The sequence below is a fragment of the Sphingomonas sp. 7/4-4 genome (assembly GCF_027941955.1).
Classification (GTDB): domain Bacteria; phylum Pseudomonadota; class Alphaproteobacteria; order Sphingomonadales; family Sphingomonadaceae; genus Sphingomonas.
The window spans coordinates 3562199-3578166 of the sequence record NZ_CP115960.1 but is presented as its reverse complement, the minus strand read 5'-3'; the positions used below and the strand labels follow the sequence as shown (position 1 = coordinate 3578166).

At 67.3% G+C, this 15968-nt stretch carries 13 protein-coding genes; 4 read left to right on the top strand and 9 right to left on the bottom strand.

Features of this window, described 5'->3' with window-relative positions; genetic code table 11:
- Window positions 1–29: 29 nt before the first annotated feature.
- Together PIB19_RS18285 and PIB19_RS18280 are read right to left on the bottom strand one after the other, a co-directional pair.
- Entirely contained in the window at window positions 30–1655 is a 1626-nt protein-coding gene (locus PIB19_RS18285; protein WP_271238478.1) for a hypothetical protein, read from the bottom strand.
- Between the two features lie 212 nt (window positions 1656–1867).
- Window positions 1868–2665, bottom strand: a complete 798-nt coding sequence (locus tag PIB19_RS18280) for a ZIP family metal transporter (RefSeq protein WP_271238477.1) — start codon at window positions 2663–2665, stop codon at window positions 1868–1870.
- 519 nt (window positions 2666–3184) lie between these two features.
- Between PIB19_RS18280 and PIB19_RS18275 the strand changes: the two genes are divergently transcribed.
- Window positions 3185–4747, top strand: a complete 1563-nt coding sequence (locus PIB19_RS18275) for a permease (protein ID WP_271238476.1) — start codon at window positions 3185–3187, stop codon at window positions 4745–4747.
- Window positions 4744–5748: a serine hydrolase domain-containing protein gene (locus PIB19_RS18270; RefSeq protein WP_271238475.1), complete on the top strand. Its 1005-nt coding sequence runs from the start codon at window positions 4744–4746 to the stop codon at window positions 5746–5748. The genes PIB19_RS18275 and PIB19_RS18270 overlap by 4 nt, the downstream gene beginning before the upstream one ends.
- Here PIB19_RS18270 and PIB19_RS18265 read toward each other — a convergent pair.
- From PIB19_RS18265 to PIB19_RS18235, 7 genes are all read right to left on the bottom strand, one after another.
- Window positions 5745–6029, bottom strand: a complete 285-nt coding sequence (locus PIB19_RS18265; RefSeq protein ID WP_271238474.1) for a ribosomal protein L7/L12 — start codon at window positions 6027–6029, stop codon at window positions 5745–5747. The two genes, PIB19_RS18270 and PIB19_RS18265, sit on opposite strands and share 4 nt — an antisense overlap.
- A gap of 26 nt (window positions 6030–6055) precedes the next feature.
- A complete protein-coding gene (dacB, locus tag PIB19_RS18260; RefSeq protein ID WP_271238473.1) occupies window positions 6056–7468 on the bottom strand; it encodes a D-alanyl-D-alanine carboxypeptidase/D-alanyl-D-alanine endopeptidase in 1413 nt (470 codons plus the stop codon).
- Window positions 7469–7573: 105 nt separating this feature from the next.
- Entirely contained in the window at window positions 7574–8818 is a 1245-nt protein-coding gene (locus PIB19_RS18255) for a dicarboxylate/amino acid:cation symporter (RefSeq protein WP_271238472.1), read from the bottom strand.
- Between the two features lie 496 nt (window positions 8819–9314).
- Entirely contained in the window at window positions 9315–10874 is a 1560-nt protein-coding gene (locus tag PIB19_RS18250; protein ID WP_271238471.1) for an N-acyl-D-amino-acid deacylase family protein, read from the bottom strand.
- On the bottom strand, window positions 10871–11860 hold the full coding sequence (dgcA, locus tag PIB19_RS18245; RefSeq protein WP_271238470.1) for an N-acetyl-D-Glu racemase DgcA: 990 nt from the start codon (window positions 11858–11860) through the stop codon (window positions 10871–10873). Before dgcA ends, PIB19_RS18250 begins: the two co-directional genes overlap by 4 nt.
- Window positions 11818–12852: an N-acetyltransferase DgcN gene (gene dgcN, locus PIB19_RS18240; RefSeq protein WP_271238469.1), complete on the bottom strand. Its 1035-nt coding sequence runs from the start codon at window positions 12850–12852 to the stop codon at window positions 11818–11820. Before dgcN ends, dgcA begins: the two co-directional genes overlap by 43 nt.
- A 95-nt stretch (window positions 12853–12947) precedes the next feature.
- Window positions 12948–13832, bottom strand: coding sequence for a LysR family transcriptional regulator (locus tag PIB19_RS18235; protein ID WP_271238468.1), 885 nt, complete (start codon window positions 13830–13832; stop codon window positions 12948–12950).
- Between the two features lie 55 nt (window positions 13833–13887).
- Here PIB19_RS18235 and PIB19_RS18230 point away from each other — a divergent pair, with 55 nt between their 5' ends.
- A complete protein-coding gene (locus PIB19_RS18230) occupies window positions 13888–15045 on the top strand; it encodes a serine hydrolase domain-containing protein (RefSeq protein ID WP_271238467.1) in 1158 nt (385 codons plus the stop codon).
- 110 nt (window positions 15046–15155) lie between these two features.
- Window positions 15156–15929, top strand: a complete 774-nt coding sequence (locus PIB19_RS18225) for a S8 family peptidase (protein ID WP_271238466.1) — start codon at window positions 15156–15158, stop codon at window positions 15927–15929.
- Window positions 15930–15968 lie beyond the last annotated feature (39 nt).

Genomic DNA, 15968 nt, shown 5'->3' with positions numbered 1-15968 from the left:
AGCTCGGCGGGCCCTTTGCGGCACGGCGCTCACAGGTCGTTGATCCACAAAGCGGCGTCCTTGTCCGAGAGTGCTGGCTTACGGAGCCCGATGGCGATGCGGAAATTCCGCTCGATCTGCTCGGCGGTGAGGTCCTTGTACGCCGAGTACCAGAAGCGGCTGACCGTCATCGAATGGCGCGCCCATTCCTTGAACTGGCGGCCATGGCTCGCGCCGTCCTTGACGAGGAACCGGGTCGGCGGAAAGCCCACGCCGCAGCACCACGCCAGGGTCAGCCCGGCATGTGCCTTCTCGATGAAATCGTCGAGATAACTCTCCCAGGTCTGGTCGAAGTTCGAGAAGAACATGAGGCGCGACTTGTTGTTGACCATCGCCCAATGCGCGAAATGGATCGTGCGCATCGAGCCGAGATAGCCGCTCCGCGCCTGGATCCGCAGCACCAGCCCAAGCCCGCGGTGCCCCGCACGGATCAGGATCATGCGCAGGGCGCCGGGCTTGATCGACACCAGAGATCCCATGTGGTTCTGCGGGATCCAGTCCTCGCGCCGCGCCATTTCGCGCAGCATCTTGGGATCGACGAGCGGTGCGTCCTGCGAAGCGTCGCGCCGCTCGAGCACCCGCAGCCACAGCACGATGATCGCCACCGTCACCGGCGCGCTCGCCAGCCCCCAGAGCAGCCAGCTGATCATCCCGTGCCATGCCGCATCGAAGTTGCGCGCCGTGAGCAGCATCGACAGCGGCGTTCCGATCGCCACTGCGACCACCAGATAGCCGAGTACGAACAAGACGAGCGGGATCAGCTGGCCGAGGAAGAGTTTGATGAAGCTGAACCTGCTCGCGACCTCGGTTCCGGGCAGCGCGCCGCCGATCTGCTTGAGCATCAGCGCGATGCCGACGAACACCACCGCTAGCAGGATCAGATAGCGATCCCACGGCATGGCGAGGTTGAGGAACAGCCCGGGCACCGACAGCACGAACACCGCCGCGACGATGAAGACGATCAGCCGCACCCAATCGCCGATATTCTCGGCGAGCGGGATGCGCGCCGGCGCGGGCTGGCCGAGCCAGGCGAAATCCGGGAGCAACGTGCCGCGCAGCTTCGCATGGATCTGCGCCGGGCTGAGCACGCGATAGGGGTTCGGCCCGTCGGCATTGGCGGAGCGCAGCTCGACTCGGGTCGCCTCGAACAATGTATGCTCGGCGAGGATGCGGTCGCGCGTCATCCCGCGATTGCCGTGATGGAACACCGTCGGCTTCAGCGATCGGCGCTCGAGATAGGGGGCGATCGGCGCGCGGGCATCGGGGCCGGTGATCGACGTGAACAGCGGCCCGTCACTGTCGAGCGGGCATTTGCAGCAGCGCAGCATCGCGCGCAGGTCCGGCCCGATCGCCGATTCCAGCTGCGCCCAGAACGGGCCGGCCGGCCCGTCGAAATTGGCCTCGATCACGAACAGCGGATCGTAATCGAAGCCGGGAAACACGCTCAGCGACATGAAGTGGAGCGCCGGCACCCGCGTCAGGAAATCGGCGAACGGCCCTTCGCCCCCGGACGGATTGGTGCTGCGCTTCGCGCGCAGCTTGTCGAGCAGCGACGACAAATGATCATAGCTCTCGGGTTTTACCTCGAGCGCCACGGATAAGGTGGTTTGCCGCATGCACGTCCCCCAAAACGCACGGCTGCCGCCCCTGGCAATTCCGCGAGTCGAGCAGGAATGTCCCACAGCGGAACACACAAAGATAGGACAGAACCGACTTGCGGCGACGTACAGGCCAAAGCCACTCAAGACGCGGTACCAATGAAATCAAATACTTGGCTTCATGGTCTCAAAACAATCGAAGCTAGCGGCCCAGTAACCACCGCGCGCACCTAGCCGAACGTCGTATCGAGAAACATCATCGCCGCCAGCCCGATCATCAGCCCGGTGCTGACCTTGCCGCCGCCGTTGATCCGCGCATGCGCGTCGGGGATGATGTCGGATGCGACGACATAGATCATCGCCCCCGCCGCGAGCCCCAGCCCCCAGGGCAGGAAGGCTTGCGCGACCGCGACGATGCTCACCCCGATCAGTCCCGCCACCGGCTCGACCAGTCCCGACCCCGCCGCGATCAGCGCCGCCGGCATCCGCGCATAGCCGATAGAGGTCAGCGCGACCGCAACCGCCAGCCCCTCCGGGATGTTCTGCAGTCCGATGCCCAAAGCGGTCACCCGGCCCGCATCGAAATCGCCGCCGCCGAAGCTCACCCCCACGGCCATGCCCTCGGGGAAATTGTGCAGCGTCACTGCCGCGACGAACAGCCAGATCCGCCGCACCGAGGTGCTGGCGGCGATGCCCGGCGGCCCCAGCCCGAGCTTGTCGAGCGGCGGCACCCAGTCGTTCAATTTGGCGATGACGAACGCGCCGAGCAGCACCGCGGCGACGACGGTGATCGAAGCCCCCGCCTGGCTCGCGCCCTGTTGCCGGGCCACTTCGATCGCGGGAAGGATCAACGAGAAGAAGCTCGCCGCCAGCATCACTCCCGCCGCGAAGCCGAGCAGCAGATTCTGCTGCTGATCGCTCGGCCGTCGCATGAACAGCACGGGAATCGCCCCCAGCCCGGTCGCCATCCCGGCGCACAGACTGCCGAGTGCGCCGGCAGCGACGATCGCGTCCATGGTATGATTCACGAAGCGTGCGCTCCCCTCTCCACAGGCAGCGTATCAGCAACCCGTCGTCACGGCACGGGTTCCCGCCGAGCTGTCATGGGGAGAAGGCCGTTAGGCTGTGTCGACATTCAACCCTCTACTTCCCTCGCCCCCTGCAAGGGGGTGTGAGGTCGGATCGCGCCCCGCGCGATCCTCGATCATGCGGGGCATGATCGACCTCACACTGGTTGCGCAGACTTAGGTTTTGCGAAGCAAAGCCTTAGTCGGAGCTGGGTGAGGGTGCGGCTGCGCAGCAGCCGCACCCTCACCCAGCTCCGCTAGACAGCAATCAAGGGGAGAGGGAGTTTTAGGTTAATGTCGATACGCCGTTAGTTTTCGTTCGGGCAATCATAGCCTTATGGCATGCCGCCCGGAGATAACGGCACGCACGCAGCGCCATCGCCATTGACTGCCGCAAAGCACCGGGCGAGCGTGCGCCCAGGCTGTTCCGGGGACGCAATATGACGCAACATCCGCCGCAATATCGATCGGCCGCCGCTTTTGGCTGAGGCGGTCACCGCCGACACGCACGGCATTCCCCGCGGCTTCCCGCGCATGGCGCTCTACGTGCTGCTCGGCTTTTCGGCCGGGCTCCCATTCTACATGTTCTCGACCGTGCTCAGCGTCCGGCTCGCCGATCACGGCGTGGTGCTCGCGGTCATCGGCTTCTTCGCCTGGGTGCAATTGCTCCCGACCTTCAAATTCCTCTGGGCGCCCCTGCTCGACAAATACGACGTCCCCGGCTTCGCGCGCTTCTTCGGCAAGAGGCGCGGCTGGATCATGCTGTCGCAGCTCGGCGTCTTCACCTCGATGGTCGCGATGGCGTTGTTCTCGGACGATGCCAGCCTGCCGCTCACGGCATTGTTCGCGGTGCTGCTCGCATTCTGGACGACCACGCTCGAAGTCGCCGCCGATGCCTGGCGCATCGAGCTCGCCCCCACACCCGAGGAGCAGGGCCCGGTCGCCGCGTCGAACCTGTGGGGCTATCGCACTGCGATGGTCGCGGCCGGAAGCGGCGCCCTGCTGTTTGCCGATGTCGCGGGCAGCATCTCGGCCTCGCTGCGCAGCTTCGGGATCGAGCCGGGCTGGACCGCCTCGTACCTGCTGATCGCGGCGGGCGCGGCGGTGCCGCTGCCGATCCTCGCGCTGCTGCCCCGCGCGCCGGGCGCCGGCGGGGGTCGCGCGGTATCGCTCGCCACCGGGCTGCTCGCCAGCGCGGGGATATTGCTGGCAATGACCGCGACGGTCGCGGCGGCGGGCTGGGTGATCCTCGGCGCGGCTTCCGGCATCGGCATCAGCGCCGATACCAACGTCCTCCCCTGGGTGCTCGGCATCGCGATGCTGCCTTTCATCGTCATGGCATTCTTCATCCCGAAGATCCGGAACCTTCCGCCCGATGCGCCCGCCCGCACATCCGCGGCGATCGGACCCTATGTCGATTTCTTCTGGCGCTATGATTTCATGGCAATCGCGGTGATGGCCTTTGTCTCGATCTACCGCATGGGCGACGTGCTCGCGCTCAACCTGTCCAAGCCGATGATCCTCGCTCTGGGCTACACCAAGACGCAGATCGGCTGGGCCGATGGCGCCGTCGCACTCGGCTCGAGCATCGTCGGCGTCGGTCTCGGCGGCTGGATGGTGACCAAGTGGCGCTGGGGGATAACGCTGAGCATCGGCGCGTTCTTCGCGGCTTTGGGCAATTTCGGCTTCGTCTGGCTGGCGCACATGCCGGTCGATCAGAACACGCTCTACTTCGCCACCGCCGCCGACCAGTTTGGCAACGGCATGGCCGGAGCGGTGTTCGTGGTCTATCTCTCGATGCTGGTGAATCCGCGCTTCCCCGGCGCGCAATATGCCTTCCTGTCGGGCTTCGCGTTCCTGCTCGCACGGCTGCTCGCCGGGGCGGGCGGGTCGATCGTCACCAAGCTCGACCAAGCCGGGTATAACGGCTTCGACATGTTCTTCCTCGCCTCGGGCGTGATCAGCCTCGCCGCTCTGCTGTTCCTGCCGCTGCTGGCGAACGCGAAGCCCCGCCCTGACGATCGCGCACCGGAGGCCGCATGATCGACGCAGCCTTCGCTCCCGCCGCCGCAGCGGTCGCCGATGGCCGCATCCCCGGGGCGACGCTCGGCATGGTCGCCGCCGACGGCCGCCGCTGGGTCCGCCACGCGGGCAAGGCGGCGTTGCTCCCCGAGCCCGAGGACCTGACCGAAGACCACTGGTTCGACCTCGCCTCGGTCTCGAAGGTGATCGCCACCACCACGATGATCCTGCGGCTGGCGGACGAAGGGAAGCTGGACCTCGACGCCCCGCTCACCACGGCGATCCCCGATCTGCGCCAATATGACGTGGTCAATGCAGCCGAACGCCAGCTCACTTTCCGCGACTGTCTAGCCCATCGCAGCTTCCTCCCCGCGGTCGAGCCGATCTACACCTATGGCGACGACCCCGCCCGCCTCCGCGCCTTCGTCCTCCAGCGCGAATGGCGACACGGCCCTCCGGTCTATTCGGACATCAACTTCATCCTGCTCGGCATCGCGATCGAGCGGATCACCGGCCAGCCGCTCGGTGCTTGGCCGCTTGGCGAAGGCCTCAGCTTCGGTCCGCCCCCGGCCCCGCCGTCGCCACCGAGCACTGCATGTGGCGCGGCCGCGTGCTCAAGGGCGAAGTGCATGACGAGAACTGCTTCGCGATGGGGGGCAGACCGGCCATGCCGGACTGTTCGGCACCGTCGCCGGCGTGCTCGATTTCGCCCGCGGGCTTCTGGACGGCAGCGGCGCGAGCCCCGCGATGCTCGAGGCGATCCGTACCCCCAATATGAACACCGCACCTGCGGCTGGGAGCGGAAATTCCAAGGCTGGTCGGGCGGCCAGGCATGCTCGGACGAGACGATCGGCCATACCGGCTTCACCGGCACCGGCCTGTGGGTCGATTTCGACCGCGGCCTCGCCTGGACCCTGCTCACCAATCGCGTCCACCCCACCCGGCATCGCGAGAGCGGAATCTTTCAATTACGTCCCGAGACGGGCGACGCCGTCATCGCGGCATGGGATCGGGAAGCCTAAGGGCCCCGCCGCTCCAGCGCCTCGACCAGGTCCTTCGTTTCCTTCAGCCCGAGATGCGTCGCGTCGCGCGCGATCTTGATCGCCTGGATCTTCCGGCCCGCGGCCAGCTGTGCGCGAACCTCCCGCTCGACTTCAGGCGACAGCGTCGCGACCGGCACCGGCACCCGCGGCGGCGCCCCGCCCATCAGCGGATCGCGCCTTCGCCCCGCGCGGGCGATCATCGCGATCAGCACCAGGATCACGAGGCCGGCCGCGATCAGGATGGGGATGGGAACGAACATCTTTGCTCCTGCGCCGTCGGCCGCTTCTAATTCGCCTCCGCCACCAGCACCAGCGCGGCATCGATGAACTTCGTCGCGCTCGCATCGGCGGGAACGTCGTTGGCGAAGGACGAGAAGGTCAGCGTCTTGCCGCTCTTCGCGATCAGATAGCCCGACAGTGCGTTGGTCGCGTTGATCGTCCCCGTCTTGGCGAAGACCTTGCCCTCCAGCACCGTTCCCTTGAACCGTCGCGACAACGTCCCGTCGACGCCGCCGATCGGCAGCGACGCGCGCCACGCCGCACTCCAGGGCTGGGCTGAAATCCAGCGGAGCATCTGCACCGTCCCGCGCGGCGCGGCGCGGTTGTACGTCGACATGCCCGAACCGTCGGACAGGTCCCACGCCGTGCGCGGCACGCCCGCGGTATCGAGCATCGCGCGGACCTCGATCATCCCGTCGGCGATCGATCCGCCGCCGCGCTTCAGGCCCACCCGGCGCAACAGCAATTCGGCGTGGAGGTTCTGGCTCTCCTTGTTGATCCGGACCACGTCCTCGGCGAGCGGCGGCGGCGTCAGCCTGGCGAGCGCCGGCTGCATCGGCGGCCGCACCGCCGGATCTTCGCTCGGCATCAGCGGACGATGCCGCACCGAGATGGTGCCGCTCACCTCGACGCCGCGCGCCTCGAGCAGGATTTCGAAGCGCCACGCGGCATAATGCGCCGGATCGTCGATCCCGACGCGCAGCGTCTCGGGCTTGGCGTCCACGCCGATCGTACCGGTGATCCGCAGCGGAACGCCATTGGGCGCACGGTCGTAGCCGAGATTGTTTTCCGCCCCGGCTACCGTCACTGCGCGGTTCTCGATGGCATAATAGTCGATCGGCACCGTCACTTTGGGCCGCGCGCCGATGGTGCCGGGCGTCACTTCGATCACCAGCTCGTTGTCGTCGAGCGTCAGTGCCGAAATCCCCGTGCCATAACGGCTCGGAATGTTGTTCCAGCTCATCCCCGGGCTCCAGCGCTGATCGGGGAAAACCGTGTCGTCACCGATCACGCCTCGCACATGCCTGGTCTTCGCCGCCACCGCGTCCGCCAGCGTGGCGAGGCAATCCACGGTGCAATCCGCCGCGCTCGACAGCCGCGCATCGCCATGCCCTTCGAGGATGACGTCCTGTCCCTCGATGCGTACCGCCGCGCCACCCGCCGCGTCGGGCTGGTCGAGCCCGGTCAGCGAGGCATAGGCCGCGGCGGTAGTGAACATCTTGGTGTTCGACGCCGGCATGAACCGCCCGTCGGGATTGACCGCGACGATCTCGTTGCCGTCGGCGTCGCTCACCACCAGCCCGAAGCGCGTCCCCGTCGCCGCTTCGCCGAGCTTCACCTCGACACGCTGCTGCAGGCTCGCTTGCGCAAGCGCGGGCGTGGCGACGAGGAGGAGCGGGAGCAGCAGCGATCGTTTCATGTGCGAAAGCCTAAAGCGAAACCGCGCGCGGGCAACCGTTCAACGTGAAACAGGGCATAACCGCGAGGCATCACGTTCCCCTCCCCCACTTCGCGAGAGAGAAATTCAGGCGTAATCCTTCGCCCGATAGACTTCTTCGTCGAGCTCGCTTTCCCAGCGCGCCACCGTCGTCGCCACCACGAGGTTAGCGCTCGCGCTCGGCACGGTTCGGGTCATGTCGAGCAGCCGATCGAACGGCAGCACGAAACCGACCACCAGAGCCGTCTGCTCGGGCGGCACGCCAACTGCGGACAGCACCGTGGCGAGCATGAACAAAGATGCCGAAGGCACCGGCGCGGTCCCGAACGCGGCGATCGCCCCGGTCAGCAGCACCATGCCATAGACTTGCGGGGTGAGCGGTGTGCCGAACGCCTGCAGCGCGAACATGCTGAGCAGCCCGACATACATTGCGGTGCCGTCCTTGCCGATGCTGGCGCCCAAAGGCAGCACCGTCGAGAAGACCGACCGGCCGACGCCGAGATTCTTCTCCGCCACCCGCATCGCCACCGGCAAGGTCGCCGAGCTGGAGGCAGTCGAGAAGGCGACGACCAGCGCATCGACGATCCCGCGGAAGAAAGGCAGCAGCGGCAGCCTGGCGAACAGCTTCAGGATCAGGCTGTGCACCACCACGATCTGGATCAGGCTGCCCAGCACCACCGCCAATGCCAGCCAGCCGACATTGACGAACACCGCCGCGCCGTTCGCCGCCACGGCGTTGGCGATCAGCGCGAACACGCCGAAGGGCGTCGCTTCCATCACGATGCCGACGACTTTCAGCAGCACCGCCGACGTCGCCTGCAGCAATGCCGCAAAGGGCTTGCCCGGCTCGCCCGCCACCACCGTCCCGACCCCGATCAGGATCGCGACGAAGATCAGCGCCAGCATGTCGCCCTTGGCGAGCGCTTCGAAGATATTGAGCGGGATGATCCCGATGAGCTGCTGGTACGGCGTCACCGGATCGCCCAGCGCGTGCGGCGCCGCAGTTCCGAGCGGTGCACCCACCCCCGGCTGAACCAAAGTGGCGACCAGCATCCCCACCGACACCGCGATCGCCGTGGTCAGTGCGAACAGCCCGATCGTCCGTCCGCCCAGCCCGCTTAATCGCCTGGGATCGGCGAGCGAAGTGATCCCCGCCGCGATCGTCACCAGCACGATCGGCGCGACGAGCATCCGGATCGCGCGGACGAACAGATCGCCCATGAACTGCACGTACGGTGTGCCCTGCGGCCACACGAACGCGAAGACGAGCCCCAGCGCCAGCGCGCCGAGCACGCGCTTCCACAAAGCAACGGCGAACCAGCGGCTCAGCATTCCGCTATCCGTTCGTTTCGAGCGAAGTCGAGAAACCGACGCCGGGCACTCCCTCTCCGTGTCTCGACTTCGCTCGACACGAACGGAGATGGCACGGAGCCCCGAGCCCCATTGTGCTCCGGCGAAGGCCGGAGCGCTGGAGGCCAATCCCACCGCCATGTTGCCAACGCTCCGGCCTTCGCCGGAGCACAGCTGTGCCGCGCTTTCACCAGCACGTCCCGCCAGTCGGCTTGTGCGCCAGCGCACCGAGCACGCGCTTCCACAAAACGATGGCGAACCAGGCGCTCAACATCCGCTATCCGTTCGTTTCGAGCGAAGTCGAGAAACCGACGCCGGGCACTCCCTCTCCGTGTCTCGACTTCGCTCGACACGAACGGAGATGGCACGGAGCCCCGAGCCCCATTGTGCTCCGGCGAAGGCCGGAGCGTTGGAGGCCAATCCCACCGCCATGTTGCCAACGCTCCGGCCTTCGCCGGAGCACAGCTGTGCGGCACTTTCAACGGCATGTCCCGGCGGTCGGCTGGTGCGCCAGTGCCCGTCCGCTGGCCCGCCCGGTCAGCGCGCCGTTGTCGACTGCGACCACGCCGTTGACCACCACCGTCCGCACGCCCTGCGCCGTCAGCTTGGGCTGCTCATACGTCGCCCGCGCCGCATAGGTCTCTGGATCGAACACCACCACGTCAGCGAAGGCCCCCACGCCCAGATGCCCGCGCCCGGCCAGCTCGAAGGTATCGGCGGTCAGCGCCGAACTCCGCTCGACGAACTGGCGCAGGGTGATCGCGCGCTCCGCCTTCGTGTACTTCGCATATTTCCGCGCGAAGCTGCCATAGACGCGCGGGTGGCCGCCCGACGCGTCCGAGCTCGTCATCACCCAGGGCTGCTGCATGAAGCGCGTGATATCGGCCTCGCTCTGGTTGAACGAGACCACGCCCGGATCGTCGATGCGGATCACCGTGATCGCCGCGTTCACCGGATCCTGCCCCAGCTCCTTCGCGACATCGGCCAGCGTGCGATCGGCGTATTTCCCCTCGACGATCAGCAATTTGTCCGCGCCGCCACGCTTCCGCAGATTCTCGGTAATCCCGCTGCGCAGTTTCTCCGCCAGCGCGGGATCGTCGAAGCGCTTGAGCAGCGCCGGCCGCCCGCCATCCTGCGCCCAGAGCGGCATCAGCGATGCGACCAGGCTCGTGCCGCTCGCCGACCACGGATATTGGTCCGCGGTCACCTTCTGCCCCGCGCGCCGCGCCGCCTCGATTTTGGCGATGATCGCCGGGGCCTGGCCCTGCACGTCGACGCCGAGCGCCTTGATATGCGCGATATGCGACGGCAGGCCGCCCTGCCTGCCGATCGCGATCGCCTCGTCGATCGCCGCGGCGAGCCCGACGGTGTAGCTGGATTCGTCGCGGATATGGCTGTCATAGACGCCCCCGCGCTTCCCCGCCTCGCGCGCGAGCGCCACCACTTCGTCGGTCTTCGCGAAGCTCTGCGGCGCGTAGAACAATCCGGTCGAGAGGCCCAATGCGCCCTGGCACATCGCGTTCGCCACCAGCGTCTTCATCTGGTCGAGCTCGGCGGCGGTCGGCACGCGATCCGCTTCGCCGACCACCTTCTCGCGCACTGCGCCGAAGCCGACATAAGCGGCGTAGTTGATCCCCACCGGCTTGCTCGCGGCGCTGCCCAGCACCTTGGCGACATCGGGGCTGCCGCCGCCGTCATTGCCGATGAACGCCGTGGTCACGCCCTGCATCAGGAAAGCGGGCACCAGCCGCTTCGCCGCGTCGTCGGAAGTCAGGTCGCCGCCCATATGGGTATGCGGATCGATGAATCCGGGCGCGACGATCATGCCCCTGGCGTCGATCACGCGCGCGGCGGTCACATCTGCGTGGCGGCTGACCGAGACGATCCTGTCGCCGCTGATCGCGACATCGCCGACAAATGGTTCGGCCGAGCCGGTATAGATCGTGCCGCCGCGGATCAGCAGGTCCACTTTCTGCGGCGCGGGCGATGCCGCTCCCAAAGTGAGGGCCGCGATTCCGGACAGCAGCGCGACCTTCATTTCGTTCCCCAAAATCCCTGCTGCGGCGGCCAGAGCCAGCCGGCCTCGTCGCGCACGCCGCCGGGGCGATCCTCCATGAGCCAGATCGGACCGTCAAGGTCGACGAAATCGGACATGCGCGCCACGTGCAGCGCCGGTGCGATCGACAGCGACGAGCTGATCATGCAGCCGGTCATCAGCCCCAGCCCGCGCGCCCGCGCCGCCTCGGCCAGCGCCAGCGCCTCGGTCAGCCCGCCCGATTTGTCGAGCTTCACGTTCACCACCTGATAGCGCCGCGCGACCGTGTCGAGATCGGCGGCGACATGCACCGATTCATCCGCGCAGATCGGCACATCGGGAGCGAAATTCTCGAGCCATTCGTCGGCCTCCGCAGGCACCGGCTGCTCGAGCAAATCGACCCTCAGCACCACCAGCACGCTTTGCATCGCGCGCACCAGTTGCTGGTCCCAGCTCTCGTTTGGATCGACGATCAGCTTCGCGTTCGGCGCGGCATTGCGCACCGCGCGGATCTGCGCGTCGGGGATCGTCGCATCGACCTTGACCTTGATCAGCGGCGCATCGGCGATCCTGCTCGCCGCGACGGCCATCGCCATCGGCGTGTCGATGCCGATCGTCAGTGCACTGACCAGCCGTCCGGGCTCGGGCGCACCGATCTTCGCGGCGACGCTGCGTCCGCCCAGCCGTGCCTCGAGGTCCCACAAGGCGCAATCCACTGCGTTGCGCGCCGCGCCGGCGCCGAGCAGGTCCAGCAATTGCGCGCGATCGGCGCCACCTTCGATTGCGCCGCGGATGCCGTCGATCGCGGCAAGCGCGCTCTCGATGCTCTCGCCGTACCGGGCATAAGGCACGCCTTCGCCGCGGCCGACCACGCCTCCCTGCTCCAGCTCCACCGTGACCACCTCCGCCAGCGTCTTGACGCCGCGGGAGATCCGGAAGGGCTGGCTCAGTGGGAAGCTATCGTGCTGCGCGCGGAGGGTGCGGGACATAATAGTTCGTCGAGGACGGCATCGACGCCGAAGGCGATCGGATCGGTGCAGGGCAGGCCGTGCCGGTCCTCGATCCGCGCGCACAGCGCCTTGGCTTCGGCCGCGTCCATCGCGGAGGTGTTGAGGCAGATGCCCACCGTGCGGACGTTCGGGCTGGTCAGCCGCGCGACCGTCAGGTTCATCTCGATGCATTCGCCCAGTTCGGGCAGCGCGCGGCCGGGAATGCCGCGCATGTGGAGCCGGTTCGGATCGTGGCACATCACCAGTGCTTCCGCCTGGGCGCCGTGGAGCAGCCCGGTCGAAACGCCGGCGAAGCTGGGGTGGAACAGCGAGCCCTGGCCCTCGATCAGGTCCCAGCCGTCATCGTCGCGCGCCGGAGCGAGTTGCTCGATCCCGCCCGAGATGAAGTCGGCGACCACGGCGTCGATCGGCACGCCGCCGCCGGCGATCAGGATGCCGGTCTGGCCGGTGGCGCGGAAATCGGCCTTGATCCCGCGCGCCTGCATGCCCTGCGCCAGCGCCAGCGTGGTGTACATCTTGCCGACCGAGCAATCGGTGCCGACGGTCAGCAGCCGGTGGCCGGCCCTTTTATATCCGTTGCCGACCTTCAGGTTCGCGGGCGGATCGCGCACGTCGAACAGCTGAAGGCCCTTCTCCTTCGCGAGCGCCGCCAGCCGCGGCTGGTCGCGCAGCCGCTGGTGGAGCCCCGAGGCGACGTTCATCCCCGCCTCGAGCGCCGCCGCGGCGTCGTCGACCAGGTCGCGACCCAGCGTCCCGCCCGAATTCGCGATGCCGAGCACGAGGGTCTTCGCGCCGGCCGCGGCACCCTCGGCGATCGTCATACGAGGGATATGGAGAGTCAAAGGGCAATCATCGTAACGGAATTCGCCGACGCAATCGTCGGGGCGGAAGGCGGCCAGCCCGCGCGAGGTCTTGATGCCGACGGCGTCGGTGCTGTGGCCGAGATAGAGCAGATAGGGAGCAGGGATCATCACGGCCCTTCCGTATCGCGCGTGCCCAAAAGTCTGCGCATAACGTCTGGCGCGCGCGGCATAGCCCGTTGTTATGGCCCGCATCCGGCTCCGGTTCACGCGACGTCGATCACGCTCCGCAGCGTCTTGAGGAAATCGGTCGCGAGCGCCGTGAGCGGCCGATTGTGCAGGTACATCGCATGAACGCCGAAAGTGATCGGTGGTTTCAGCGGCCGCATCGCCAGCCCCGGCGCGAGCGAGGCCTGCGCCGTGAAGCTGTCGACCACGGTCATCCCCACGCCCTGCTGCACCAGGGCGGCGGCGATGTAGAAGGTCCGCGCGAGGATCACGTCGTCGAGGACGATGCCCTGGCGCTGGACCTCCTGCGTGAAGAGCTGCCCCATCGGTCCGCTGGTCGCGAGGCTGATGAAGCGATGCCCTTTCAGGCAGTTCATGTCGCAGCGTGCCGGCGCATCGGGCATGTCCTGCTCGCGATAGAAGACCACCAGTTCGCCTTCGCCCAGCGGCTTGTGGTCGATCGGCGCCGCGGGCGGCACTTCATAGGCGATCGCGATATCGGTCTCGCGTTCGAACAATTTCCGCAGCAGATCGTCGTGGTGCACGGTCTGGAGGTCGAACTTGACGTTCTCGTGCGTCTTCAGGAACTGCGCCACCGCCGTGGGCAGCGCCTGCAGCGCCAGGCTCGGCAGCGCCGAGACCCGCAGCATCCCGCCCGAGCCGCGGCGCAGATTCTTGCCTGCCTCGCGCAGGGCGTAGACCCGGTCCTGGATCTCCGAGACTTCGGTGAACAAGGTATGCGCATCCTCGGTCGGCACCAGCCGGCCGTTGGTCCGCTGGAAGAGCTGGAAGCCGAGTAGGGATTCCGCGTGGCGCAGCATCTTCGACACCGAAGGCTGCGACACGTTGAGCGCGCGCGCGGCGCCGCTGACCGATCCGTTCACATAGACGGCGTGGAAGATCTCGATATGCCGCAAGTTCATGGGTGGGGAGAGTATCGCGATTTGCGAAAAGGAAAGCGCCCGTCATCGTTCGGTCATGTTGCTCCCGGCCTTGCTCCTCGCGGCACTCCCGCAGACCGCTCCCGAACCTGTCGCTACCGTCCGGATCGCGTTCGAACGCAAGCACGAGACCGCGGTGAGCGCCAGCGGCTATGCCGATCTCGCGGCGAAGCGGCCGGTCACTCCGGACGATCCCGTCCGCGTCGCCTCGGTCTCGAAGCTGGTGGTGGCGATCGGCGTGCTGCGGCTGGTCGAGCAGGGCAGACTCGATCTCGACGCCGACGTCTCGAAGACCCTCGGCTGGAAGCTGCGCAATCCCGCTTTCCCCAATACGCCGATAACGCTCCGCCTGCTGCTCTCGCACCGTTCCAGCCTCACGGACAATGTCGACTATGTCCTCCTGCTAGACGCCGACATGGCCGGCGTGCTCGGCGACCCGAAAGCGTGGGATGGCGAGCATGCGCCCGGCACCTTCTTCCACTATACCAACTTCAATTTCCCGGTAATCGCCGCGGTGATGGAGCGCGCCACCGGCGAGCGCTTCGACCGGCTGATGGATCGGCTGGTGCTCGCGCCACTCAAGCTCGACGCATGCTATAATTGGGCAAGCTGCTCGCCCGCGACGGCGGCTCGCGCGGTAGTAATCTATCGGTCGAGACGACCCACCAAGGACGATCACAAGGGCGCTCCGCCCACCTGCGCGGTGACGCCCGCGACCGACGGCAGCTGCGATCTCGGCAAATGGCGCGCGGGTGCCAATGGCGCGATCTTCTCGCCCCAGGGCGGCCTGCGCATCTCCGCGCGCGGGCTGGCGAAGATCGGTCGCTTGCTGCTCGGCAACGGGAAAGTCGACGGCGTCCGCCTGCTCACGCCCAGATCGATCGCCCTGCTCGAAATCCCTTTATGGACCTTCGACGGCAGCAACGGCGACACCAGCAACGGCTTCTATTGCAGCTACGGCCTCGCAGTGACCTTCCTCCCCACCAACCGGCCCGGCTGCAGCGACAATCTGTTCGGCGATACTCGCCCGCGCCTCGGCCATGGCGGCGAGGCTTACGGCCTCCGCTCGGGCCTCTGGATCGACCGCGCCGCGGGCACCGGCGTCGCCTTTTTCGCCACCGACGTGCCCGACACGCCCGGCACGCACTCAGCCTTCACGTCCGTCGAGGAAGCGCTCGCCGCACCGCCGCGCTGATCGGTGTACAAATTATTAACCGTCCACCCCGCACATCACCGCAATCCCGCCGCAAAGCTGGGTAGGATAGCAAGAACGAAGTGAATCGCTTTGACCGGGGGTCGGGGTACGTGAACACGCTTTTCCTGTCGTTCGTCGCGCTGCTCGAAACAGTCGCACCCGTCGTCGTGCCACCGCCGGTCGTTGCGCCGCCGGCCGCGGTGACGATCCCGCGCCCGCGCGTGGCGATCATCGACAGCGGCGTCGCGAAAACGACCGAACTCGCCGGGCTCGTCTCCGCCGAATATGACATGGCATCGAGCCCCGGCCGCCCTGAATTCCAGCCGCGCTACGATCACGGCACCATGGTCGCGACGATCCTCGCGCGCGCCGCGCATGGCCAGGTCGACATCATCTCGCTGCGCATCGACGATCCCGCCGGCTGCCCCGCGGGCGCCAATCCACCGTGCCAGCCCTCGGCCGCGCCGGTCGCCCGGGCGATCCGCCGCGCCACCGATCTCGGCGTCGATGCGATCAACATCTCGCTCGCGCTCGACAAGGATCCGTCGATCACCGCAGCGATCGCCGACGCCGCCGCCAAGGGCATCCGCGTCGTGCTCGCCGCCGGCAACAACGGCTACGACCATCCCGGCAATCTGGGACCCGCGCGCGCGGCCTATCCCAACGCAGTGCTGGTCGGCGCGATCGATGCGCAAGGCCAGCCGTGGAGCGGCACCAACCGCCCCGACGCGACGCCCGAGGGCTATAATTACGCGTGGCAGCTCGGCGTGAAGGTTCCCACCGCCGCCATCGACGGCCGCCCGGTCACCGGCACCGGCACGTCGTTCGCCGCGCCGCTGGAAACCGCCCACTTCCTCGCCAGCCGGACCACCGCGGCGCGGTAAAGCTGCCCGCCGGCACCTGCGAGACGGACACACCCGTCT

What these genes read in the sequence shown, in the direction of transcription:
- PIB19_RS18285 (WP_271238478.1), bottom strand. Translation starts at nt 1,655, where the DNA reads ATGCGGCAAACCACCTTATCCGTGGCGCTCGAGGTAAAACCCGAGAGC.
- PIB19_RS18270 (WP_271238475.1), top strand. Translation starts at nt 4,744, where the DNA reads ATGATCGACGCAGCCTTCGCTCCCGCCGCCGCAGCGGTCGCCGATGGC.
- PIB19_RS18265 (WP_271238474.1), bottom strand. Translation starts at nt 6,029, where the DNA reads ATGTTCGTTCCCATCCCCATCCTGATCGCGGCCGGCCTCGTGATCCTG.
- dacB (WP_271238473.1), bottom strand. Translation starts at nt 7,468, where the DNA reads ATGAAACGATCGCTGCTGCTCCCGCTCCTCCTCGTCGCCACGCCCGCG.
- PIB19_RS18255 (WP_271238472.1), bottom strand. Translation starts at nt 8,818, where the DNA reads ATGCTGAGCCGCTGGTTCGCCGTTGCTTTGTGGAAGCGCGTGCTCGGC.
- PIB19_RS18250 (WP_271238471.1), bottom strand. Translation starts at nt 10,874, where the DNA reads ATGAAGGTCGCGCTGCTGTCCGGAATCGCGGCCCTCACTTTGGGAGCG.
- dgcA (WP_271238470.1), bottom strand. Translation starts at nt 11,860, where the DNA reads ATGTCCCGCACCCTCCGCGCGCAGCACGATAGCTTCCCACTGAGCCAG.
- dgcN (WP_271238469.1), bottom strand. Translation starts at nt 12,852, where the DNA reads ATGATCCCTGCTCCCTATCTGCTCTATCTCGGCCACAGCACCGACGCC.
- PIB19_RS18235 (WP_271238468.1), bottom strand. Translation starts at nt 13,832, where the DNA reads ATGAACTTGCGGCATATCGAGATCTTCCACGCCGTCTATGTGAACGGA.
- PIB19_RS18230 (WP_271238467.1), top strand. Translation starts at nt 13,888, where the DNA reads ATGTTGCTCCCGGCCTTGCTCCTCGCGGCACTCCCGCAGACCGCTCCC.